The following is a 25284-nucleotide window of genomic DNA, read 5'->3' as shown; positions in this document are numbered from 1 at the left end:
GAGCTTTGAGACACCGCAAGGGGGGCGTGTGTATGGCGCTACCTCTTGGGGGCGCTTCGATTTCGTGCGGGTTCCGGGAAGGTAAAGAACGCGACTTGTCAGCAACTCAAAAACTGTTACATCCGGGTGTGCCAACGGTAACAGGTGCTCTGAAAAAATCCCTTATTTTCCAATGGTTAGGCCGATTTAGTTCGATCCCCCTCGGCTCCACCATTCGAACCCGCGGATTTTCCCGGCATTCGATAACATCAGCGCACGCCCGCGGGGCGGCCGGCTTCCCAATTCGAACCGCCGTGCCGCGCTCGCGGCGCATGCTCCTTTGCGCAATGTGCCAGGATGAGGCGATCGTGTTCCCTCCCGGCGTGAAAGCGCCTGCATATCTGCGTAGTTCTACGTAAGCGTCGCTTGTTGCGGGTTTTGCGCTGTGGTAGCTGCGTTCGGCAGAGGCGTGACGGGGGCAGTTCCGATACGCGCCTCGGGGGTCGTCAGAGTCCAGGTACTTGAACGAGACGCGGCTGCGACGGCAGCTTGCGAACGGGGAAACACATGCGCAAGTCGAGCAGCCGGGCACGGCTTTTTTCAACGTGCCTCACCGGCGCGGTATTGGCCGCGGCCTCTCCGGTATGGGCTCAGACGAGCGAAACCCCGACGTGGAAACCCAGGGCGGAGATCGATGCCGAAGCGGGCAAGTCCGTTGGTGTCTCGACCGCGCTCTGGGCGCCGCTAGCGCAGAACGACTCGAGCCTCGTCTATGTCGATGGCCGCATCGGCTACGACCAGCGATTCGACCGTAACGGCTCGGCTACCATCGGCGCGCGCGCGCGCGTGGGCGAGGATTTCGCGATCGGCGTGAACGCCGGCATGGACTTCCATCGTTCCGACCTCGGCCCGCGCGACCAGGCTGCAGTGTCGCTGGGGCTCGAGGGCTTCAGCTCGGTGTTCGACGTGCGCGTCAACTATCGCATGCCGATCACCAAGACCGCGACGATCAGCTATATCGACCCCGCCGCGGCGCCTTCGGGCGAGCTGACGCTGGAAAACAACCGGCTGATCGAGCGCCGCTCGGGCTTCCGGCTCGAGGATGTTCCGCTGCACGGGTTCAACGGCGAGGCGGGCGCGCGCCTGCCCGTCGGCCGCAACGCCAGCCTGCGCGCATCGATCGGCGGGTTCGACTATTGGGACAATAGCGCCGACGAGAACCACCGCGGCGTCCGCGGCGGGCTGGAGTTCGACGTCGAGGACGCCGACAGCGGCGCGCGCTTCACCTTCGGCGGCACCGTCGAGCGCGACAATCGCTACGGCACCGATGCGCGGGCGACCGTGCGGCTCTCGATCCCGCTGGGCGGCGCGCGCGGCGATCGCGGCGCGGCCCCGACCGGGCTCGACCGGCAGATGGGCGACCGCGTGCGCCGCGACATGGTCGCGCGTTCGGGGAGCCGCTTCACCGACCTGACCAGCGACAGCTTCGCGATCGACGCCCGCACCGGGCAGGCGTTCGGGGGCTTCTATTATGCCAGCGGTAACGCGGCGGCAGGGGCGGCCGGCACGCTCGCCAGCCCGACTACGCTCGGCGACGCCGTCACGCGCGCGGGGGCGAACGGCGTGGTGGTCGCGCTCGGCAACGGAGGCACGATCAACACCGGCGGCGTCACGCTCGCCACCAACCAATATCTGCTCGGCGGTGCCGGCGCGGTCGACGTGCGGCTGGGCAACGGCAGGATCACGTCGTTCGCGCTCGGCGGCACCAACGGCACGATCGCGGGCACCAGCGCGGCGACGCCCACGATCGCGCTCGGCCAGGGGTCGGTGGTGCGCGACGTCACCGTGCGCGGCGCCGGCATCGGCATCGCGGCCAATGGCGTCGGCGGATTCGCGCTCGACCGGGTCGTCATCGAGAACACCGGCGGGGCGGGGCTCTCGCTCACCAACACGCTGGGCTCGGTCGCGCTGAGCGGCCTCACGATCCGCGGCGGCGCCGGCGCGGGGCTGCGCGTCAGCGGCGGCAGCAGCGTCTCGGTGACCAATTCGAACATCACGGGCGGGGCAGGCGCGGTCGACATTGACGACGGCGACGCGAACCTGTCGGTCGCGCTGTCGAACCTCACGCTCTCGGCGACCGCGGGCAATGTACTCGACATCGACGGTTCGGGCGCGGGGACCGTCACCGTCACCGGACTCTCCGGCATCACCATCGCTGGCGGACATGGGGAGGACGGCGGGCTCAGCGTGCGCTCGGCGACCTTCGATGCGAGCACGACGACTGCGGGCATCCAGGCGGTCAACGCCGGGCGGATGGAAGTCGGCACCACGGCGGCGCGTGTCGACGGACCGGGCGTCTTCCTCACCGACGTGACCGGGAGCCTGAGCTTCGCCGACCTCGACGTCGCCAACCGCAACGCGACGGGCGTCCAGGTGGTCAATTCGAAGGTCAATGCCTTCACGCTGACGACGCTCGACGGCACGGTCGACACGCTCGCCGGCACCGCGATGGATCTCGATCCGCTGGTGATCGACCTCAATCTCGCCAGCGTGCGCTCGGTCGGCGCGGCCGGGCCGGGGCTGATCCTCGATTCGGTCCAGGGCGGCGGCGCGGGCGGCAACGCCCTTACGATCGGCAACCTCACGCTCTCGGACAGCGGCGGCGACGGGTTGGTGCTGCTTGGGTCCTCCGGGCTCATCCGCGTGCTCGGCGGCTCGATCACCAACAGCGGCGGCAGCGCGGTGCGCGTCGGCACGGCGGGCGTGGCGGCCAGCGGCGGCACGGTGGGCCTGAGCTTCGCCGGCACGATCACCGATCCCGCGGGCGGGGTGCCGCTGGTCGGCCTGTACAACTTCGGCGGGGCGATCGGCTTCACGGGGGCGATCAGCGGCAGCGGCGGCATCGTCGTGCAGAATTCGCTCGCCGGCTCGTCGGTCAATTTCGGCGCGGTGACGCTCGCCGACACGCTCGGCACTGCGGTCGCGCTCGATGGTCTGGCCGGGTTGGTCGCATTCTCGGGCCCGCTGTCGATCCTCAACCCGGGCGGCAACGGGATCGTGATCGGCAATGTGCCGGGCGGCGTGAGCTTCGGCTCGGTCGTGATCAGCGGGCTGGGCAACGCGGCGGGCCTCGATCTCAGCGGGGCGCTCGGCAACCTGGGCTTCGGCTCGCTCGCCATCACCGGCACCGGGACGGGCACCGGCATCAATCTCGCGGGTTCGATCAACGCCGGCAACGTGCTGATCGGCGGGTTGGCCAGCATTCAGGGAGTCGCCACGGGCGTCGACCTGACCGGCGCGAGCATGAGTGGCATCTTCGCTTTCGGCGGGGGCGCCGGATCGGGAAGCGTGATCTCGGCGCTGACGCCGCTGCTGATCGCGGGGCTCAACGAGGGCCAGGGCAGCTATAATTTCAGCGGCGCGGGCCTGCAGGGCGACACCAGCAACCTGACCGGCAACGGCTTTACTGCCTATTATGTGCTCGCCGGGGCAACCGGCACCGGCACGCGCAACAATCCGGGCAGCCTCGCCGGTGCCGAGGCTTCGGGCGCGCAGTACATCGTCCTGCTCAACAATGCCGCGGGCGGACAGGACGTGCTCGACGCGGCGAGCGCGGGCGGCTCGTTCGACCTCGCCGCCGGCCAGACGCTGGTCAGCTTCCTCGCGGGCGACTTTTTCGCCACCAGCCATGGCGGGCTGCCGGCGAATCTGATCGTGACCGGGCTCGGGCTGCCCGGGATCACCAATCCGTTCGCAGGTTCGGGCGCGGCGCTGCTCACGAGCACCACGGCCGGGGCAGCGACGATCAACCTCGCCGACAATTCGGCGATCGAAGGGCTGGTCGTCAGCAATGCCACCAGCGTGGCGATCGCGGGCACGGGCACGAGCGGCGTGCGGATCTCGAATTCGCAGATCGGTGGTGCGGCGGGCGCTATCGCGATCGACGACGGTGGCGCTGCGGCATCGGTGACCCTCACGAATCTCGATCTCTCCGCGAGCGGCGGGACGGTGCTGGCATTGAGTGGCGCGGGCGCGGGTACGCTCGGCGTTGCGGCGGCCGACGTGGACATTGCCGCTACGGGCACGGCAGCGGGGCTGGCGCTCGACACAGTCAACGCCGCAGGCGTCGCGATCGGCTCGGTTTCGGTCGCCAATGCGGCCGGCGACGCTGTCTCGATTCAAGGCGCGACCGGGCTGCCGGTGGGGATCGGCAGCGTATCGGTGACGGCTGCGGCCGGCGACGGCGTGGTGATCTCCGGCAACTCGGCCGCGGTCGGCCTCGGCGCCGTATCGGTCAACGGCGTGGCGGGCGATGCGCTGCGCATCAGCGGCAATGGCGGCGCAGTCGGGATCGCGGGCGTCAGCGCATCCGCGATCGGCGGCGATGCGGTTGTGATCGCCGGCAACAATGGCGCGGTTCTTATCGGCGGGGTTACCGCCGGCGGCGTGGCGGGCACCGGGCTCGACATCAGTGACGTGCGCGCGGCGGTCACCATCGGCAGCACCGCTGTCAGCGGCGCTTCCACCGGCGTTTCGATCGACGGCGTGCAGACCGGCACCGGGGTCGCGATCGCCAGCCTGAGCGTGGCCGGCGCAACCGGCACCGGCGTCAGCCTCGCGAACATCGACGGCGCGGCGCTGTTCGGCGCCACCAGCATCACCAATCCGGGTGCGACCGGCATCGCTTTCGGGGGCGGCAGCTCGGGCTCGATCACTTTCGGCGACACCGACATCACCGGGCTAGGCGCGGGTACGCGGGGCGTCGACGCGCGTGCCGCCTCGGGCGCCGTCACTTTCCATACGCTGGACATCGCCGGCAGCTCGGCCGCGGGCACGCGCGGCATCGACCTGACCGGCGCCACCTTTGCGGCCAACTTCGTCACGACCGAGAGCAGCCACATTACCGGCGTCGGGATCGGCGTGGATCTCACCAATGCCGCGATCACCGGCAGCTTCCGCTATGGCGACGGATCGAGCACGGATGCGGACGGTGCGGCGTCGTCGATCGTCGCAGTCACCCCGGTGGTTGCCACGGGCATGGCCATTGCGACGGGCAGCTACGACTTCCGCGACGTGGTGCTGACGGGCGACGTGAGCGCGCTCACCTCGTCGCACACGGTCTATTTCGTCAAGGCCGGCGCGAGCGGCGCAGGCACCGCGGCCGATCCGGGCAGCCTCGCCGGCGCCGAAGCCTCCGCGGCCGACACGATCATCCTGCTCAACGATCCGACCGGCGGCAACGACCTGCTCGACGCAGCGTCGGCGGGCGGTTCGTTCGACCTCGCCACCGGCAAGGCACTGCTGAGCTTCCTCGGCGGCGACACGCTCACCCTGTCGGGCGGCGCCCCGGCCAACGTGCTGCTGTACGGCGTGCCCCAGGGGCAGATCGTCAATCCTTATGCGGGTTCGGGAGCGCCGGTACTCACGACCAGCGCGGCGGGCGCCGATACGTTGGTGCTCGGCGGGTCCAACCGCATCGAGGGTGTACGCATCGACAATGCCGGTGGTGGCGCGGGCATCTACGGCGCGGGCGTCGCCAACGTCTCGATCCGCGCCAGCAGCATCGCCGGCCAATCGGGCGCGATCCGCTTCATCGACAATGGCGCGGCGGCGAACCTCGCGCTCAACAACCTGCTGCTCGCCTCGAGCGGCGGCAACGTCGTCGATCTCGACGGAACCGGCGCGGGCACGCTGACGGTCACCGCGCTCGATGGCATCACCATCCAGGGCGGCAATGGCGAGACGGGCGGCTTCGTCGCCGCCGACGTGACTTTCGACGCCGATCTCGCGACCGCGGGCACGCAGACCGTCTCGGGCGCGATGACCGTCGGCTCCGCGAGCGCGCGCCTCGAGGGCGTCGGCGCCCGGATCACCGGCAACGGAAGGCTGGAGTTCACCAGCCTGAACGTGACCAACTTCAACAGCTATGGCGTCGACCTGTTCGGCAATACACCCTTCACGGTGTTCGTCCGCTCGGGCGCGCTCGACACGATCGACGCCGCGGCGCTGGTCGCGCAGAACGCCGCGCTGAGCCTGAACTTCGGCAGCATCACCGCCACCGACGGCGGCATCCGCATGAGCGGCAACGTAGCCGCCACCGCGGGCGCCCCGGTGCTCAACGTGGGCACGCTGAACCTGCCGAGCGGCGGCTGGCTGTCGCTCAGCGGCGGCGCGGGCGACTATGTGTTCGCCAATGCGTCGATCACCAACACCAACGGCGCCGGAGCGATCGATCTCAGCGGCATGGTCAACCTCGACTATGCGGGTGACATCACCACCAGCGGCGCGCCGGTTCCGGCGATCTCGATCGTCGGGCACGGCGGCACCGCGCGCTTCCACGACGGCGTCATCGACGCGGCGGGCGGGCCGGGGCTGCGCTTCCAGAACGCCGTCGGGACCTACAGCTTCGGCGACGTGACGCTTTCGGGCGGAGCGGGGATCGCCGTGCTCTCGGGCTCGTCGGGTTCGCTGAGCTTCGGCAATGTCGACGTGAGCGGAGTCGGCGCTGGCCAGACCGCCGTCGACCTCACCGGCGCGACGGGCAACGTGAGCTTCCAGACGCTCGACATCACAGGTGCGTCCACAGCCGGCAGCAAGGGTATCGATCTCAGCGGCTCGACCACCGCTGCCAACATCATCGTCAGCGAGAGCAGCACGATTGCCGGCGTCGGAACCGGCGTCGACCTCAGCAACGCCGCGATCACCGGTACCTTCCGCTATGGCGATGGTTCGAGCACCGACGCCGACGGCGCGGCGTCGACGATCGACGCGGCCACCCCGATCGCGATTGCCGGTCTGAACGCCGCCACCGGCAGCTACGACTTCTCCGACGTCCGGCTGGTGGGCGACACTTCGCGGCTCGTCACGTCCTCGACCACCTATTTCGTCGCCGCGGGCGCCAGCGGCGCCGGCACCATGGCCGATCCGGGCAGTCTCGCCGGCGCGGAGACCTCGGGCGCGCAGGTCATCATCCTGCTCAACACCTCCACTGGCACCCCCGACATTCTCGACGCCGCGGGCGCAGGCGGGAGCTTCGACCTTGCCACCGGCCAGGCGCTGCTCGGCTTCCTGAACGGCGACACGATCACGCTGCCGGGCGGCGGCCCGGCCAATCTGCACCTCTACGGGCTGACCCCGGGCCAGATCACCAATCCCTTCGCCGGATCGGGCGCGCCGGTCCTCACCAATTCGGCCGCCGGCAACACCGTCAATCTCGCCTCGGGCGCAGTGATCGACGGCGTGCGCATCGACGCCTCCAATGGCGTCGGCGTCACCGGAACCGGCGTTTCGGGCGTCGTCATCCGCAACAGCCGCATCACGGGCGGGCAGGGCGGGATCGCGCTGTACGACGGGACCGCCGCCGCCAGCGCATCGCTCGTCAACCTCGATCTCTCCGCGCGGAACGACGCGGCGCTGCTCCTCGACGGCACCGACACGGGCACGCTCACGGTCCGGGCGCTTGACGGCATCCGTGTCGCGGGCGGCAATGGCGAGAGCGCGGGCATTCTGGCGCAAGGCGTGGTGTTCGACGCCGATGGGGCCGCGGCCGGTATCCAGACCGTCACCGGCACGCTCGACGTGGGCAGCGTTGCCGCGCGTGTGGGCGATATCGGCGTCTATTTCGGCGACAGCAGCGGCGACGCGGCGTTCGACATCGATGTCGCCAGCACCGGCATCGGGCTTTATGCGGGCGGTGGCACCGGCGGGCTGCGCTTCGCCACGACCGGCGGCACGATCGACGTCGCCGGCGGTGCGACCTTCGGGGTCGCGCTGGCGAATGTATCGGCCTCGGTGGCGCTCGACTCGATCCATTATTCCGGCACGGGCGGGGGCCTGGTGCTGATCGACGTGGCCGGAGTGGGCGCGGGCGGCGCCGCAGTCGATGTCGCGAACCTGACCGTGGCGAACGGCGCATCCACTGCGATCGCCATGTCCGGCACGGACTCGGGCAGCTTCAGCTTCGGCGCGGCATCGTCGATCGGCACCACCGGTTTGTCGGCAATCTCGCTGCAGAACAGCGGCGCGAGCGTCTTCAACTTCGCCGGCTCGATCGATTACGCGGGTACCGACGCGGCGTTCAGTGCCGGCTCGGGCCACAACGGCACCGTGAACTTCACCGGCTCGATCGACGCGGCCAGCGGGCTGGGGCTGCTGTTCCAGAACGCCGACGGCACCTACGACTTCAGCGGCGCGACCGATCTGTCGGCGCGGATCGCGATCCGCAGCGGCTCGGCGGGCAGCTTCACCTTCGGCGACGTCGACATCGATGGCGTGGGCGCGGGCCAGACCGCGGTGGACCTCACCGGCGCGCTGGGCAACGTCAGCTTCCACACGCTCGACATCACTGCAACGTCCGCCGCTGGCAGCAAGGGCATCGACCTGACCGGTTCGGCGACCGCGGCGAACATCATCGTCAGCGAGAGCAGCACGATGACGGGGCTCGGCGTGGGCGTGGACCTCACCAACGCCGCGATCGCAGGCGCCTTCCGCTATGGCGACGGTTCGAGCACCGACGCCGATGGCGCGGCTTCGTCGATCAGCGCGGTCACGCCACTGGTCATCACCGGTCTGAACGGCGCCAAGGGCACCTATGACTTCGCCGATGTGAAGCTCACGGGCGACACGACTGCGCTCCAGACCGACAAGACCGTTTATTGGGTCCAGGCCGGCGCTGCCGGTGCCGGCACGCGCGCGGATCCCGGCAGTCTCGCCGGCGCCGAAGCCTCGGGCGCCGACGTGATCATACTGCTCGATACGCAGGGTGCAGGCCAGGACGTGATCGATGCCGCGGGCGTGGGCGGCGCGCTCGACCTCGACCCCAATCAGAGCCTGCTGGCTTTCCGCAACGGCGACACGGTCAATGTCGGCGGCGGCGCCCCGGCGAACCTGCTGCTGTTCGGAATCTCGGGCGGCATGGTGACCAACCCCTATGCCGGATCGGGCGCGCCGGTGCTGACCACCAGTGCCGCGGGCTTCAACACGTTGGTGCTCGGCGGGGGCAACCGCATCGAGGGCGTGCGCATCGACAATGCCGGCGGTGGCGCCGGCATCTATGGCGAGGGTGTCGCCAATATCGCGATCCGCGGCAGCGCGATCACGGGCCAGGCGGGGGCGATCGTCCTCATCGACAATGGCCTGACGGCGAACCTCGCGCTCAGCGACCTTCTGCTCGCCTCGACCAGCGGTGCGGTGGTCGATCTTGACGGCCAGGGTGGCGGCACGCTGACTGTGACCGCGCTCGACAACCTCACCATCGCCGGGGGCAACGGCGAGACGGCGGGCTTCCTTGCCACGGGCGTATTGTTCGATTCGGACCTGGTCACGGCAGGTGCGCAGGCAGTGGGCGGCGCGCTCACCATCGGCACCTCGGCCGCCCGCGTCGACGGGGACGGCTTCATCGTCGGCCTCAGCGACGGCAGCCTCGATCTCTCGCGGCTCGACGTCGCCAACAGCAACGGCATCGGCGTCTCGATCACCGGCAACGTGGATCTCGGCGTCTCGGTCCGCGCCGGCACGCTCGATACGTCGACCGGCGCGGCGCTGTTCGCGCAGGATGCGGCGCTGGCGCTCGACTTCGGCAGCGTCGCCGGCACCGATGCCGGCATCGTCGCGTTCAACACCACTGCCGCCGATGCGACGCGCGACGTCTTCCATACGGGCGCGCTGAACCTCACCAACGGGCCGGTGGTGCTCGTCAGCGCCGGTTCCTGGGTGTTCGACAACGCCTCGATCACGCATTCCGACAGCATCGGCATGCTGATCGGCGGCGCGACGGACGTCGACTATTCGGGCGATATCACCAGCACGGGCACGGCAGCGGCGACGCTCGTAGCCTTTTCGCACATCGGCGCCGCAAGCTTCCACGACGGCACGATCGACGTCACAGCAGGCGACGGTCTGCAGTTCATCGACGCCGACGGCACCTACAGCTTCACCGGAACCACCACGCTTCACGGCGGCGATGCCGGGATCAACGTTTCGAACGACTCGTCGGGCGACTTCCTGTTCGGAGCGGGCACCAGCGTCACCAATGGCGCGGTGGCCAATTTCGTGCTCCAGGATTCGAGCGCGAACGTCACCTATCTCGGCAGCCTGTCGCAGAGCCTCGCCACCGACAATTTCGTCGCGTTCAACCAGAGCGGCGGCACGCTCGACTTCTCGCAGGCGACGATCACCGCCACCGCGGGCACGGGCATGTTGTTCATCGACGCCGACGGCACCAACCGCTTCGGCGACGTGGCGCTCTCGGGCGGCGCGGGCATCGCGGTGCAAACCGATTCGGCAGGCACGCTGAGCTTCGGCGACGTCGACGTGACCGGCATCGGCGCAGGCCAGATCGCCGTCGACCTGACCGGCGCGCTGGGCAACGTAAGCTTCGACACGCTCGACATTTCGGGCTCGGGCGCTGCCAGCAAGGGCATCGACCTGAGCGGTTCGACCACCGCGGCGAACATCATCGTCAGCGAGAGCAGCACGATCACCGGCGTCGACGTGGGTGTCGACCTCAGCGGGGCTGCGATCACCGGCACCTTCCGCTACGGCGATGGATCGAACACCGATGCCGACGGCGCGGCCTCTTCGATCACCGCGACCACGCCGCTGCTCATTGGCGGCATGAGCGGCCTCACCGGCACCTACGACTTCGCCGACGTCGCGCTGACCGGCGACACCACCGGGCTGCAGACCAGCAAGAGCGTCTATTGGGTGCAGGCGGGCGCCACGGGCGCCGGCACGCGCAGCGATCCGGGCAGCCTTGCGGACGCCGAAGCCTCGGGCGCCGACGTGATCGTGCTGCTCGACACCCAGGGCGTGGGCCAGGACGTGATCGACGCCGCGGGCGCAGGCGGCGAACTCGATCTCGCAGCCAACCAGAGCCTGGTGAGCTTCCGCAACGCCGACACGCTGAACGTGGGCGGCGGCGCCCCGGCGAACCTGCTGCTGTACGGCATCTCGGGCGGCGTGGTGACCAACCCCTATGCCGGCTCAGGCGCACCGATGCTGACCACCGCCACGGCCGGCGCGACCACGGTCAACCTCGCCTCGGGCGTGCTGATCGACGGCGTCGTCATCGGCAACCTCGACGCGACGGCCGTCCTCGGGGCGGGCGTGACCGGCGTCACGATCCGCAACAGCACGATCCACGGCGGCGCGACCGCGCTTGAGGTGATCGACAACGGCAGCACCTCCGAAGTCGCGCTCAGCAACCTTCTGCTCTCGAGCGGTACCGGCAATGTCGTCTCGCTGCTCGGCAATGGCGGCGGCCAGCTCTACGTGACCCAGCTTGCCAACCTGACCATCCAGGGCGGCACCACCGGCGGGGGCCTGTACAGCGACGGCGCGATCTTCGATGCCAACCGCGCGACTGCCGGCATCGAGGAAGTGGTGGCCACGCTCAGCATCGGCAGCGCGGGCAGCCGCGTCGGCGGAACCGGCCTGACGATCAACGGCGCCACGGGCGCGCTCGACCTGACCGCCAGCGTGTTCAACGCCACCGGCGACGGCATTCATGCAGCGGGCGGCGCGGGCGGCTTCGACTTCACGCTCGCCGGCAGCATCGACACCGGCCCGGCGGCCGGCAGCGGCACCGGGCTGGTGCTGTCCAGCCTCTCGGCCGACGTCCAGCTGACGAGCCTGGTGTATTCGGGGCTTGGCTACGGCCTCCAGGCGATCGACGTGACCGGCATCGGCACGGGCGGCCGCGCAGTCGACGTGGCGCAGCTCAGCGTGGCGGCAGGTGCGGTCAAGGGCATCTCGATCCGCGGGACGAGCACCGGCGTCTATAGCTTCGGCAGCAGCTCGGCGATCGCCGGCACCACCTCGATGGGTGTCGAACTCGCCAACGGCGGCGCCAGCAGCTTCAGCTATCTCGGCAGCATCACCGGCATCACCAGCGGCGCGCTGGTCAAGGTGAGCGACGGCCATTCGGGCTCCGCGAACTTCACCGGCACCCTCAGCGCGACCGGCGGGACCGGCCTGCAGTTCGACAATGCCGACGGCAGCTATATCTTCGCCGGCTCGGCCACGCTCAACGGCGGCGATGCAGGCATCGATATCGTCAACGGCTCGGCCGGCAGCTTCTCGTTCAACGCCGGCACCTCGATCACCAATCCGAGCGGCACTGCGATCAGCATCGCCGATTCGACCGCGAGCCTCAGCTATGCGGGCAGCATCACCCATTCGAGCGCGGGCAATGCGGCGATCTCTGTCGTCAACCACGCCGGCGGCACGCTGAACTTCCAGTCGGCCAGCTTCAGCGTGACGGGCGGCACCGGGCTCGCCTTCGCCAATTCCGACGGCACCTATCAATTCGGCTCGTTCGGGCTTTCGGGCGGAGCTGGGATCGCGATCACCGCCGGATCGGCGGGTGGCTTCACCTTCGGCGACGTCGACGTCGCCGGGCTGACCGCGGGCCGCACCGCGCTCGACGCCACCGGCGCGACGGGCAATGTCAGCTTCCATACGCTCGACATCAGCGCCGCCTCGGCCACGGGCACCAAGGGTATCGACCTCAGCGGATCGACCACGGCGGCGAACATCATCGTCAGCGAGAGCAGCGCGATGACCGGACTCGGCGTGGGCGTCGACCTGACCAATGCGGCGATCACGGGCAACTTCCGCTACGGCGACGGCTCGAGCACCGACCTAGACGGCGCCGCCTCGTCGATCAGCGCGACCACGCCGATCGTCATCGCCGGCCTCAACGGCGTCACCGGCACCTATGACTTCAGCGACGTCGCGTTGACCGGCGACACCAGCACGCTCCAGACCTCGACCACGATGTTCTGGGTTCAGGCGGGCGCCACGGGCGCGGGCACGCGCAGCGATCCGGGCAGCATCGCCGACGCCGAGGCTTCGGGCGCGAACGCGATCATCCTGATCGACACGCAGGCGGGCGCCGGCCTGTCCGACACGATCACCGTCGGCGGCGACGGCACCTTCGCGCTCGACGCGGGCCAGAAGCTGCTCAGCTTCCTCAATGGCGACACGATCAGCCTGGGCGGCGGCGCGCCGGGCAATGTGCTGCTGTTCGGCATCAGCGGCGGTGCAGTGACCAATCCGTTCGCGGGATCGGGTGCGCCGGTGCTCACCACGGCAACCGCCGGCGCACCGACAGTCCAGCTCGCTTCCAACACGCTGATCGACGGCGTGGTGATCGCCAGCGGCAACATGGGGGTCGGCGTCGCCGGCAGCGGCGCGCTCCGTGCGAGCCTGCGCAACAGCATCATCTCGGGTGCGATCGGCGCGATCGACCTGGACGACGGTGGCACCAGCGCGAGCGTCGCGCTGAACCACCTGCAGCTCTCGTCGACCAGCGGCATCGTGGCGTCGTTCGCCAGCACCGGCGGCACGTTCACGATTTCTGCGCTGGACGGCGTGACGATCGCCGGCGGCAACGGCGAGGGCGGTGGCTTCTACGCCCAGGGCGTGACCTTCGACGCAGACCTGATGGCGGCGGGCACCCAGACCGTGTCCGGTACGCTGCAGATCGGCACCGCCGCCCAGCGCGTCGGGGGCGACGCGTTCGGCCTCGACCAGGTCGGCGGCGGGCTGTCGCTCGACCTTGGATTGGCCAACACCGGCGGCTTCGGCGCCTATGTCTTCGCGGCGCCGGGCGGATTCGCCTTCTCGGCGACGGGCGACATCGACACGATCCTGGGCGGCGGCGGATCCTCGGCGCTCGCGCTGAACGGCGTCGATGCGGACGTGGCGCTGACCAGCGTCGCCTATTCGGGCACCGGCGTAGGCGTCCTGCTGGCCAATGTGCGTGGAGCGGGCACCGGCGGCCGTGCGGTCAGCATCGACGCGCTCACCGTTGCGGCGGGCGCGGGCTACGGCATCCAGCTCACGGGCCCGAGCTCGGGCGATTACAGCTTCGGCAGCGGCTCGAGCATCGTCGGCACGACGAGCGCCGCGATCAACCTCACGAGCAGCGGCGGGGCGACCTTCGCGTATGACGGCGCCATCTCGGGCATCACCGCCGGCGCGCTGATCTCGGTCGGCGGCGACAATACCGCCGCGAGCTTCACCGGCAGCCTTGCGACCAGCGGGGGGAGCGGACTGAGCTTCGCCAATGCCGACGGCAGCTACAGCTTCACCGGCACGACCGCGCTGAACGGCGTCGGGATCGGCATCGTCGCCGGCTCGGCGGGCAGCCTCACTTTCGGCTCGGGCACGAGCATCGTCGATTCGGCCGGACCTTCGATCCTGCTGGCCGGCTCGTCGGCGACGATCGCCTATTCGGGCAGCATCGCCCAGTCGGCGGCGGGCCAGCCGCTGATGGTGATCATCGGCGGCGATTTGAGCAATGCCGAATTCACCGGCGCCAGCGTCTCGGCCACGGGCGGCATCGGGCTCCTCGCGGCGGATGCCGACGGTACCTACACCTTCGGCGACCTGACGCTCTCGGGCGGCGCGCGGATTGCGATCACCAGCGGGTCTGCGGGCAGCTTCACCTTCGGTGACGTGGACATCGCGGGCCTCACTGCCGGCCTGACCGCGGTCGACCTGACCGGCGCGCTGGGCGACGTCACTTTCGACACGCTCGACGTGGCCGGCGCTTCGGCCACGGGCACCAAGGGCATCGACCTTACCGGCAACACCGGCGCGGGCGACATTCTTGTCACGAACAGCAGCGCGATCGTGGGCGTGGGCGTGGGCGTGGACCTCACCAACGCGGCGCGTACCGGCGCCTTCCAATATGGCGACGGCGAAGACACGATCGACGTGTTCTCGACGATCAACGCCACCACGCCGATCGTCATCACCGGACTGAATGTCAGCGGCACCTATAATTTCGCCGACGTGAACCTGGTCGGCGACACCACCCAGCTATCGGTCAACGCCTATTTCGTTCGGGCGGGTGCCACAGGCGTGGGCACACTGGCTGACCCGGGCAGCATCGCCGGCGCGGACGCGTCGACGGCGCCCTTTATCGTCCTGCTCGACGGCCAGGCGGGCGCGGGCGCGTTCGACACGATCACGGGCACCCTGTCGCTGGCCGATGGGCAGACGCTGCTCAGCTTCCGCGACGTCGATTCGTTCAATGTCGGCGGTGGCGCCCCCGCCAACGTGACCGTGCACGGCATTACGACGGGCTTCATTGTCAATCCGCTGACCGGTTCGGGCGCACCGCTGCTGACTTCGGCGGACGCGACCGGCACCGTGCAGCTCGGCGGCACCGGCGTGATCGACGGGGCGGTTATATCGAATACCGGCACCGGCGCGGGCGTCTACGCCAGCGGCACCGCCGGCACCGCGACGATCCGCAACAGCACGATCTCGGGTGGCGGCGCGGGCATCGACATCCGTTCGGGCGCTGCGGCGCGCATCGTGAACCTGCAGAACCTCGCGCTCGCCAACGCGGGCAACCAGCCGGGCGCGCTGCTCAACCTCAACGGCACCGGCGGCACGCTGACGCTCACCGGCATGTCGGGGCTGACCATCGGCACCGCGGGTGGTGAAACCGCGGGTCTGGTCTTCAACACCGTCACCTTCGACAGCAACACCGCGACCGCGGGCATCCAGACAGTCAATGCCGGCGCGCTGACGATCGGCACTGCCGGCGCGCGGGTCCAGGGCGATGGTTTGAGCCTCACCAACGTCTCGGGCGCGCTGACTTTCAGCGATCTCGACATCGCCAACACCGGCGGCACCGGCCTGCTGGTCGCCAATTCCAAGGCGAACGGCTTCCTGCTGACCACGCTCGACGGCTCGGTCGACACGACTGGCGGCACGGCGATCAACCTCGATCCGCTGAGCGTGAACATCACCGCTTCGAGCGTCACGTCGAGCGGGGGTGCCTATGGCATCCTGCTCGACCAGGTCGAAGGCAGCTTCACCGTCACCGGCGCGGTGACCGTCACCAACGCATCGACCGCCGGCATCGCGATTCAGGACAACACCGGCCAGATCGACCCGCTCGACGCGACGTTCAATGGCGTGGTGACGATCAACACCACCACGGGCGCCGGCCTGTCGTTCACCAACAATGGCGGCGCGACGATCAGCTTCCTGGGCGGCGGCTTGAACGTGAACACCGCCAGCGGCGCGGGGCTCGTCGCGTCGACCGGCGGCACGATCAGCTTTGCCGGCTCCGGCAACGCCATCCAGACCGGCACCGGCCGCATCGTCGATCTCGACGGCGTGACTGCAGGCGCGAGTGGAATCAATTTTGCCACGCTGGGTGGCTCCACATCGACCGCGCCCGCGGCGATCCGCGTCAACAATCTGGACGGCGGCGCGTTCAGCGGCGGCAACACCGTCATCACGGGCCTGAGTGGTGGCAGCGACGGCATCTGGGTCGGCGGCGGCTCTGCTTCCTCGGTCAGCTTCGGCAACGCGACGATCTCCGGCGCCGGGGGCGACGAGGGCATCGAGATCAACGGCGCGGGCAACGGCGCGATCAGCTTCTCGAGCGTCACGATCGACAATGTCCTGGGCGACGGCGTGCTCATCACCGGCGCCACCGGATCGGTCACGATCGGCGGCGGGGCGATCGGCGGCACCGGTAGCCCTGCAGGCAATGGCGTGACCGTGGATGGCGGGAACGGCGCGGTTACGATCAATGCTGCTGTCACCAAGGCCAGCGCCGGCCGCACGGTGGAGGTTCGCAACCGCACCGGCGGCAACCTGGCCTTCGGTGGGAATCTGCAAGCAACCGGCGTGGCGGGCGGCGTTCTCGCGTCGAACAACATCGGCGGCACCACCATCACCTTCTCGGGCGCCTCGAAGACCTTCAATCTCGTGGGCACCAACGGCGTAGAGCTGCTCAACAACGCGACTTCGACGATCAACTTCACCGGCGGCGGGCTGGGCATCACGACCACGGGAGCCGGCAACAGCCTACTCGCCACGAACGCCGGCACGCTGAACATCACCGGCCTGGGCAACACGATCGGCGGCGGCACTGTGAGCTTGAGCGGTACCACGGTCGGCAGCGCGGGCATCGAATTCGCCAGCGTGACCATGTCCGGCGGTGGCGGGGTCCTGCTCACCAACGTCGGCACAGCCGGCGGCGCGATCACGCTCGGCACGGTCAATCTGCAGAATATCGCCAGCAGAGGCATCGACATCGGCGGTACGCTGGGCGCGGCGCTCTCGATCGCCGATCTCGATATCGGCCTGACCGGCGGCAGCGCCGTCGCGCTCGACCTGAACGGCGCGGACCTGCTCGCCGCGGTCACCGTCGGCGATTTCGACGTGACCAGCTCGGCAGCGGGCAGCACGATCGCAGTCGATCTCCGCGGCAGCTTCGGTGGACAGGCCGTCCGGCTGGGCGACAATGCCGCGGCCGGCGCATCCGCCTCGATCTCGGGCGTCAACACGGGCGTGTGGCTCGATGCCGCCACCAACCTGTCCTTCACCTTCGGCGACGGTGAGGCCGCGGGTGACACGGGCTCCAGCATCTCTGCGGGGACGCCGATCAACGCGTCGGCGGCACCGGCGGCAGGCAGCTACGACTTCCGCGACGTCAACTTCACCGCCAGCCCCGGTCTGGGCTTCGGCATCGGCAAGACGCTGTTCGTCGATTCGGACGGCGCAGCCGGCGGCGGCAATGGATCGGGCGCGGACGGCGCCAACCCGATGACGCTCGCCGCGGCCGAGGCTGCGCTCGCTGCGGGTGACGTGATCCTGCTGGTGAACAACGGCTCGGCGATCAGCGCGGCGGGCACCAACGCCAACAACACGCTCAACCTGCTGGCCAACAACCAGGTGCGCGGCTTCGGCAATGGTCCGGTTGTTCTGGCGCTCACCGTGCCTTCGACGATCCAGCTCGCCAGCAGCACGCTGACGATCACCAACCCGAACGGCAACGGCGCGGCGACGCTCACCACTTCGTCGGGCGCGGACGCGATCACGCTGGGCGCGAGCGGCAACCGCATCTCGGGCTTCATCCTCGACGGCACCGGCGGCGCGCTGCACGGCATCGTCGACAATGGCGGCGCGACCGGCACGATCGTCAGCGACATGACGATCCGCAACTTCGGCGCCGGGGGCGCCTATGGCATCGAGATCACGCCTTCGACCAACACCACGATCGACCACGTCACCTTCCAGAACAACGCCAACGACATTCTGCTCAATGCGGCCGGCAGCACGCTCACCAATGTGACGAGCACCGGCGCGACCGGCACTTCGATCACGCTCAACAACGCGACCGGCACGACGACGCTGACCAACGTCAGCATCACCGGCGGCGCGACCGGCCTGTCGTTCACCACGCCCGGCGGCATGATCAACGCCACCAATGTGGACATCTCCGGTGCATCGAGCGTGGCGCTCGCCATCGCCGGCGGTACCGCGAGCTTCAACTTCGACGCGGCCAGCTCGATCACCCAGGCCACTGGCGGCAATGTGGTGAACTTCACCGGCAATCACACGCTGGGCACCTTCGCCTATGCCGGCACGATCGACGCGACCACGGGCGCCGGCATGCAGTTCAGCGATGCCGACGGCATCTACAATTTCACCGGCACCACGACGCTCAACGGCGGCAATGCCGGCATCGACATCTACAATGGCGCGACCGGCACCTTCGCTTTCGGAGCGGGCACCACGCTCATCCACAACGCCGATGCCAACAGCGCCTTCTCGCTGCTCAGCAGCGCCAATGTGACCTTCGACGGCGCGATCACCGACAATAACGGCCGCGCCGTGGAGATCGACGGGCACGATGCGGGCACCGCCACCTTCAACGGCGCGATCAGCAGCGCGATCGGCAACGCCAGCACGGCGGTCTCGGTCATCAACAGCAACGGCGGCGCAATCGTCTTCAACGGCCAGATGAATATCGCCAGCGCGACGACGGTGGTGAATCTGTCGAGCAACGATGGCGGCACGATCACGTTCAATGCCGGCGGCACCGGGCTCGACATCGCGAGCAACGCCGGCACCGGGATGAACATAAGCGGCGGCGGCACGGTGAATGTGCTGGGCAGCGGCAATTCGATCACCACCACGACGGGCACGCTGCTCAACATCACCAACACCGGTGCCACCACGACTACCGCCAATCTGACTTTCGCCTCCGTCAACAACAGCGGCGGAACGAACGGCATCTTCGTCCAGCGGACGGCGGGCACGCTCAACGGCACGACCACGATCGCGAGCGGTGCGATCACCGCCACGACCCGCGGCATCGCGCTGGCGGGCGACGCGCTCGACCTGAGCTACGGCGGCACGATCACCGCCACTGCCGGCCGGTCTTTCGAAGCGAGCAGCCGCTCCGGCGGCACGGTGACGCTGTCGGGGAATATCCAGGACAACGCCACGGGCATCCTGATCGCCAGCAACACGGGTGGCACGCTCAACTTCACCGGCCAGAGCATCGCGCTCTCGACCGGCGGGAGCGACGCGATCACGCTCACCAACAACGCGGGCGCGACGATCAACTTCGCCATGGCGGGCGGCGGCAACGGGCTCGACGTCACCACCAGCTCGGGCCGGGGCATCGTCGCGAGTGGGGGCGGCATCCTAACGATTCAGGGCGCGGGCAATTCGGTCACGACCCAGACGGGGCAGATCCTCGGCCTCGATGGCCTGACCGTCGGTGCCGCGGGCGTGACCTTCGCGACGCTGCAGAGCACCGGGACCACCGCAGCGACTGCGGTGAACCTGAATAATGTCGACGGCGGCGCCTTCGCCGTTACCGGCACGACCAGCATCGCCGGCACCGGTGTCGCCTCGGACGGCATCTTCATCGGCGGCGGCGGTTCATCGGCGGTCAGCTTCGGCGCCACGACGATCGGTGCCACGGGCGACGAAGGCATCGAAGTCAACGGCTCCGGAAACGGGGTCGTGACCTTCAACAGCGTCACGATCAATGGCAGCGCCGGCAACGGCGTCGAGATCAACGGCAGCACCAATACCGTGAACATCAACGGCGGCGCGATCGGCGCCACCGACGATCCTGCCGGCCGCGGCATCTATATCATCGGCGGCACCGGCTCGGTCAGCGTCGCGGCCTCGGTCAACAAGACGAGCGCGGGCGCCGCGGTGGAAATCGACGGGCACCAGACGGGCACGGTGACCTTCACCGGCACCATCACGGCCACCAACGGCACCGGTCTGCTGTTCACCAACGCTGATGGCGCCTACAACTTCACCGGCACGACCACGCTCAACGGCGGCGATGCCGGGATCGACATCATCAACGGCTCGAGCGGGAGCTTCGCTTTCGGCGACAATACTTCGATCACCAGCCCCACCGGCGCGGCGATCACCGTCAGCGACAGCACCGCGAACCTCAACTTCAGCGGCGATGTCGTCCAGGCGAACAACGCCGCGGCGCTGGCGGTGACCAACCACTCGGGCGGTACGCTGATGTTCCAGACGACTGGCAGCTTCAACGTGACCAACGGCACGGGCTTCCAGTTCAACAACGCCGACGGCAACTACACGATCAGCAGCGCCAACACGCTCAACGGCGGGGATGCCGGTATCGACATCCTGGCCGGCTCCGACGCGACGAACGGCTCGACGGGCAGCTTCGCCTTCATCACGAACACCATCATCACCCACGCCGGCGCAGGCAACGCATTCACGGTGGATAGCAGCGACGCTTCGATCAGCTTCGGCGGCACGATCACCGACAACAACGGCCGCGCCGTCTCGATCAACGAGCATGACGCGGGCACGATCACCTTCGCGGCGAACGGCGTGATCTCGGGCAGCGGCGCTGCCGCGGCCGGCATCCTGGTGCAGAACAGCAACGGGGGTACGATCACCTTCAACGCCGTCAACCTGTCGACGCAGGCCAACGCGGCGGTGACACTCACCAACAACACGGGCGCCACGATCAACTTCGCGGGCGGCGGGACCGGCCTCGACATCGTCACGACCACCGGAGCCGGCTTCACTGCCACCGGCGGCGGCATCATCTCGGTGGCGGGCACGGACAACACCATCGCCGCTGCCGGCGGTACGGCGCTCAACGTCCAGAACACGACGATCAGCGCGACGGGGCTGAACTTCGTCAGCATCTCCGCCAATGGCGGCGTCAACGGCATCGTGCTCAACAACACGGGCACGCAGGGCGGCCTGACCGTCGGCGGGGATGCCGGCACGACCAACAATTCCTCGGGCGGCACGATCCAGAACATGACGGGGGACGGCGTCAAGCTCACCGGGGTGACCAACGTCTCGTTCGACCAGCTCAACATCCAGAACACCGGGCTGAGCGGCATCGACGGCACCGACGTCACCAACTTCGCCTTCACCAACGGCACGATCAACAATTCGGGAATCTCGACCTCGACTGCGGGCACGAGCAACATCGCGTTCAACGACGTCAGCACGGGCATCAACAATCTGGACGGCACGGTGACCGTCACCGGCAGCACGCTGACCAATGCCTATAACAGCGGCATCCAGATCTATAACGAGTCGGGGACGATCTCGAACATCAACATCTCGAACAACACGATGACGGCGAGCGGAAGCACCGCCACTTCGAAGGGCTCGGGCGTTCAGATCGACATCAACGGATCGGCCGGAGGCGCGGCCGCGGTGCTCGCCGGCACGATCAACAACAACGTCATCAACAAATTCGTCAGCGGCGCAGGCATCCAGTTCCAGGGCGGCAACGGCTCGCAAGCGGCGGCGGCAACGCTCGGCACCTACCAGACCACCCCCGGCACGGGCACGATCATCCAGATTGCCAACAACGACATCGGCCTGGCCAGCGCGGGCACGCCGCTGGGCACCAACGGCATTTCGGTGGGCGTCACCGGGACGGGGCAGGGGAATTTCTCGATCACCGGCAACGAAGTTGCGCACTTCCAGGGTATCGGCATCTCGGGCTTCGGGGGCAACAAGGCCAATGTCAGCTTCCTGGTCGACGCCAACACCGTCGACGCCATCGACAATATCGCCGGCTCGTCGGGCATCGCGGTCGGGAGCCAGCTCGGCGGTGCGGATACGACCCAGACCGGTACGGTCCGGGCGATCATCTCGAACAACAACGTCAGCGGAATGGAGGGCGTCGGCATCCTTGCCGGCATCACCAATTCGTACAACATCGGCTACTTCAAGATTATCAACAACACGGTCGGCTCGCCGACCGCAGGGGCGGTCCGTTCGGGCATCCGCGTCGAGTCGGGCAGTTCGGTCGGCGACGCGACGGTCTATCTGGAGATATCGGGCAACACGAGCGGCTCGATCGGTGCGAACATGCCGGGCATCAGCCTGCGCAAGCAAGGCAGCGTCAGCGGGGTGAACGAGTTCTACATCGAAGGGCTCGCGACCTCTCCGGCAACGCATGCGCAGGTCGAAGCCTATGTCAGCGGACAGAACCCGCTGAGCCTGCTGGGCACCGGCAACGACGGCGCGACGCCCAGTCGAGTGCTGTCGGTCTCCGGCGACCAGTATCTGAGCGGAACCGTGCCCTTCTAAGCCCGGCGAGGCGTCGCGTCGCCCGGCACCGAGGTCGGGCGCGCGGCGCTACGCGAAAGGATGGACTCAGCGCTTGGGTGCGGGGGGCGTGGGTGCAGTCGACGGCGCAGCCGGAGCCGCCGGCGGCGCGGGCGGCAGCGGGGTCTTGTCCAGTGCGGTCAGGCCGGCGGGGAAATCCTGCAGCGTCACCGGCACGATGATCCGCTGTCCGTTGCCCGCGGTGAAGCCGATCTTGAACGTCTTGCCCGCGCGCATCGCCGCGAGCAGCGTCGCGTCGATGGCTGTGCCGGTATAGGCGCCGTTCTGATCGCTGGTCTGTACCGCCAGCGGCTTCTGCGCACCGTCATCGACCTGCAGGCTGACGCCAGCGGGAAAATAGACGCCGTGCGGCAGCGCGATCGTCATATTGTGCCCTGACTGCGCTGTGCGCTGGAGCACCACGGTCAGCAGCCGCTGCTTCTGCTCGCCCGCGACCAGATTTTGCACCAGGCTGCAGGCCTGCGCGGGGGCAGGCGTGGGAGAGGGCGTCGGCGCGGGAGGGCAGACGAGCTGCCAAGCTGCACCCGAGGCCGCTGCCGCGGGGGCCGGCGCAGGCGCGGGCTGCGCAGGTCGGCCCTGCTTCGCGTCCAGCCCCATCCAGCTTGCTCCTGCCATGAGCATCGCCGCGATCATTTCCATTCGAACCTCCCCAAATTCGCAGGCGCCAGCCTAGGGTCGGTATTCTATACCCGCAATGGCCGGCGGTCGATCAGGGAGCGGGTACCGCGGCGGGATCATAGGCGAGGTCGCGCATCGCCTGCCGCTCCTCGTACCAGCGGCGCTGCTCGGGCGTGGCGTCGGCGGCGAGCGGCGGGAGCGGCGGCCGGTCGGGCTCGGCCAGATCGCGTGTCGGCTCGGCGAGCGGCAGCGGCGTGGGCGCGGCGCCCAGCCGTGCGACTTCGAGCCCGGCGAGAATCAGCGCGCCGGTGCCGTAGAGCCCGGTATCGCCGGGCGCAGTGGGGACGGGCTGGTCGCCGGTGCGCTGGACATGGCCGAGCAGCCCGTTCGGCTGGACCACATTGGTCAGCCCGGCCCAGCCGCGCAGCACGTGCGGGAGGAAGGTCTTGCGATCGAGGATGCCGTGGTTGATGCCCCAGGCCATGGCATAGGTGATGAAAGCCGATCCTGACGCCTCGGGCCCAGGCAGCGCTTCGGGATCGAGCAGGCTGGCGCTCCACATGCCGTCATCGCGCTGGAGCGGGAGCAGCCGCGTCATCATCGTGCGGAAGGCCTCGATATAGCGCGGGCGCGAGGGGAAGTCCGCGGGCATCGATTCGAGCACGCGCGCATAGCCGCCCGCGACCCAGCCCATCCCGCGCGACCAGAAGATCTTCTTGCCGGTCGCCGAGCGGCGCGTGACGAAGCGCTCGTCGCGGAAATAAAGCTTTTCCGCGGGATCCCACAGCCGATCGTAAGTGCGCCACCACTGCACATCCATTGCGCGGAGATAGGCCGGGTCGCCTGTCACCGCCGAGAGGCGCGCGAGCACCGGCGGGGCCATGTAGAGCGCGTCGCACCACCACCAGGTGAGCTGCGCGGGCGCGGGCTCCTTCGTCAGCGAGGGCAAGGTGTAGTCCATCCGCTGCCTGAGCGGCAGGAGCATTCCCGGCTGGCCGATGCGGGCATGGAGCTCGAGATAGAGTTCGCCGATCGCCTGGTCGTCGGCATTGATCATCGCGCGCGGCGTCGTGCCGCGGAAGCCGTAGTTGTAATGGTCGGCCACCGCGCGGAGAAAGGCGAGGATCTCCGGCCGCTTCGAGCTGCGCGCGAGCCGGGCCGCGCCGGTGTAGAAGGCGGCGGCGACCCAATTGGCACTCGGCTCGCGGATCGCGTTGTTGCGGAGCCTGAGCGGCTGGGTGGCGAGCGCGTCGATCTGGGCGAGCGCGGTATAGTCGAGCAGCGCCAGCACGCGCGGCGGATCGGGAAGAGCTGCCGGATCGAAGCGCGTGTCGGGCCGCGGCGGGAGCTGCGGACGCTCGAAGCTGGTGGTCGGGAACGTGGCGGGTTGGGCCGCGGCAGGTAACGCGGTGGCGATCGGCAGGGCGGCAAGCGCCCAGGCAAGCGTGCGTGTCATGTCCTCTCCCCCTGCCGCACGACGGCTAGTTCCATATTGTGGCATGATGCTACATATATTGCGAACCCGCTTCAATTGCTGATATCGTGCGGCAACGCGGGGCCGATATCCGGACCACCGCGAGAGGGAGGGGAATGGCGTTGCTTCGGGTCGTGGTCGCTGCCTTTGCCCTGTCCGGCTGCGCTGCCGGAGCGGTCCGGCCCGCGTCAGACGCATGGCGTGTCGAGGCCGAGCAGCCCTCGCATGTGTCGTTCACCGGCGGCGTGGTCGACATCGACACGCCCGCGGGCCTGTCGCTCTGGTACGCCAAGCCGCTGTCCGGCCCCGTCGCGATCGAGTTCGAGGCAATGGCCGTGTCCGAAGGCGGTCCCAACGACCAGGTGAGCGACCTCAATGCCTTCTGGATGGCGACCGACCCCGCCGCGTCGAAGGGATCGGTGTTCGCCCGCCCGCGCTCGGGCGCCTTCGCGCAATATGACGACCTAAAAACCTATTACGTCGGCATCGGCGGCAACCGGAACACGACGACGCGCTTCCGCCGCTATATCGGCCAGCCCGGCAACCGTCCGCTGCTTCCCGAGCACGACCTGAAGGGCGCGGAGAATATGTTGGTGCCCAATCGCTGGACGCGCATCCGGCTGATCGCCGACGGCCGTCGCATTGCCGTGGAGCGCGATGGACGGCGGATCTTCGCGCTCGATGACGCCGAACCCTACACGCGCGGCTGGTTCGCGCTGCGGACCACCAAGAGCCATTTGCGGGTGCGCGACGTGCGCATCGGCCGACCCTGAAGAGGACCA

Annotated in this window: 4 protein-coding genes; 2 read left to right on the top strand and 2 right to left on the bottom strand. The window is 68.8% G+C overall.

Annotated elements, in window-relative coordinates:
- Positions 1-546: 546 nt before the first annotated feature.
- On the top strand, positions 547-22371 hold the full coding sequence (locus tag J7500_RS07425; RefSeq protein ID WP_294061018.1) for a right-handed parallel beta-helix repeat-containing protein: 21825 nt from the start codon (positions 547-549) through the stop codon (positions 22369-22371).
- Positions 22372-22437: 66 nt separating this feature from the next.
- Here the strand turns inward: J7500_RS07425 and J7500_RS07420 are convergent, their stop codons facing one another.
- Both J7500_RS07420 and J7500_RS07415 read right to left on the bottom strand, forming a co-directional pair.
- On the bottom strand, positions 22438-23049 hold the full coding sequence (locus J7500_RS07420; protein ID WP_294061017.1) for an invasion associated locus B family protein: 612 nt from the start codon (positions 23047-23049) through the stop codon (positions 22438-22440).
- A gap of 70 nt (positions 23050-23119) precedes the next feature.
- Positions 23120-24484, bottom strand: a complete 1365-nt coding sequence (locus tag J7500_RS07415; protein WP_294061016.1) for a glycoside hydrolase family 88 protein — start codon at positions 24482-24484, stop codon at positions 23120-23122.
- 134 nt (positions 24485-24618) lie between these two features.
- Here J7500_RS07415 and J7500_RS07410 point away from each other — a divergent pair, with 134 nt between their 5' ends.
- Complete coding sequence (locus tag J7500_RS07410; RefSeq protein WP_294061015.1) at positions 24619-25275, top strand: DUF6250 domain-containing protein; 657 nt, start codon at positions 24619-24621, stop codon at positions 25273-25275.
- The last annotated feature ends 9 nt before the right edge of the window (positions 25276-25284 follow it).

The sequence above is a fragment of the Sphingomonas sp. genome, from assembly GCF_017744835.1.
GTDB lineage: Bacteria > Pseudomonadota > Alphaproteobacteria > Sphingomonadales > Sphingomonadaceae > Sphingomonas.
This window is presented reverse-complemented; position numbering and strand designations above follow the sequence as displayed.

Coding starts and splice junctions, on each gene's coding strand:
- J7500_RS07420 (WP_294061017.1), bottom strand. CDS start 23,049: ATGGAAATGATCGCGGCGATGCTCATGGCAGGAGCAAGCTGGATGGGG.
- J7500_RS07425 (WP_294061018.1), top strand. CDS start 547: ATGCGCAAGTCGAGCAGCCGGGCACGGCTTTTTTCAACGTGCCTCACC.
- J7500_RS07410 (WP_294061015.1), top strand. CDS start 24,619: ATGGCGTTGCTTCGGGTCGTGGTCGCTGCCTTTGCCCTGTCCGGCTGC.
- J7500_RS07415 (WP_294061016.1), bottom strand. CDS start 24,484: ATGACACGCACGCTTGCCTGGGCGCTTGCCGCCCTGCCGATCGCCACC.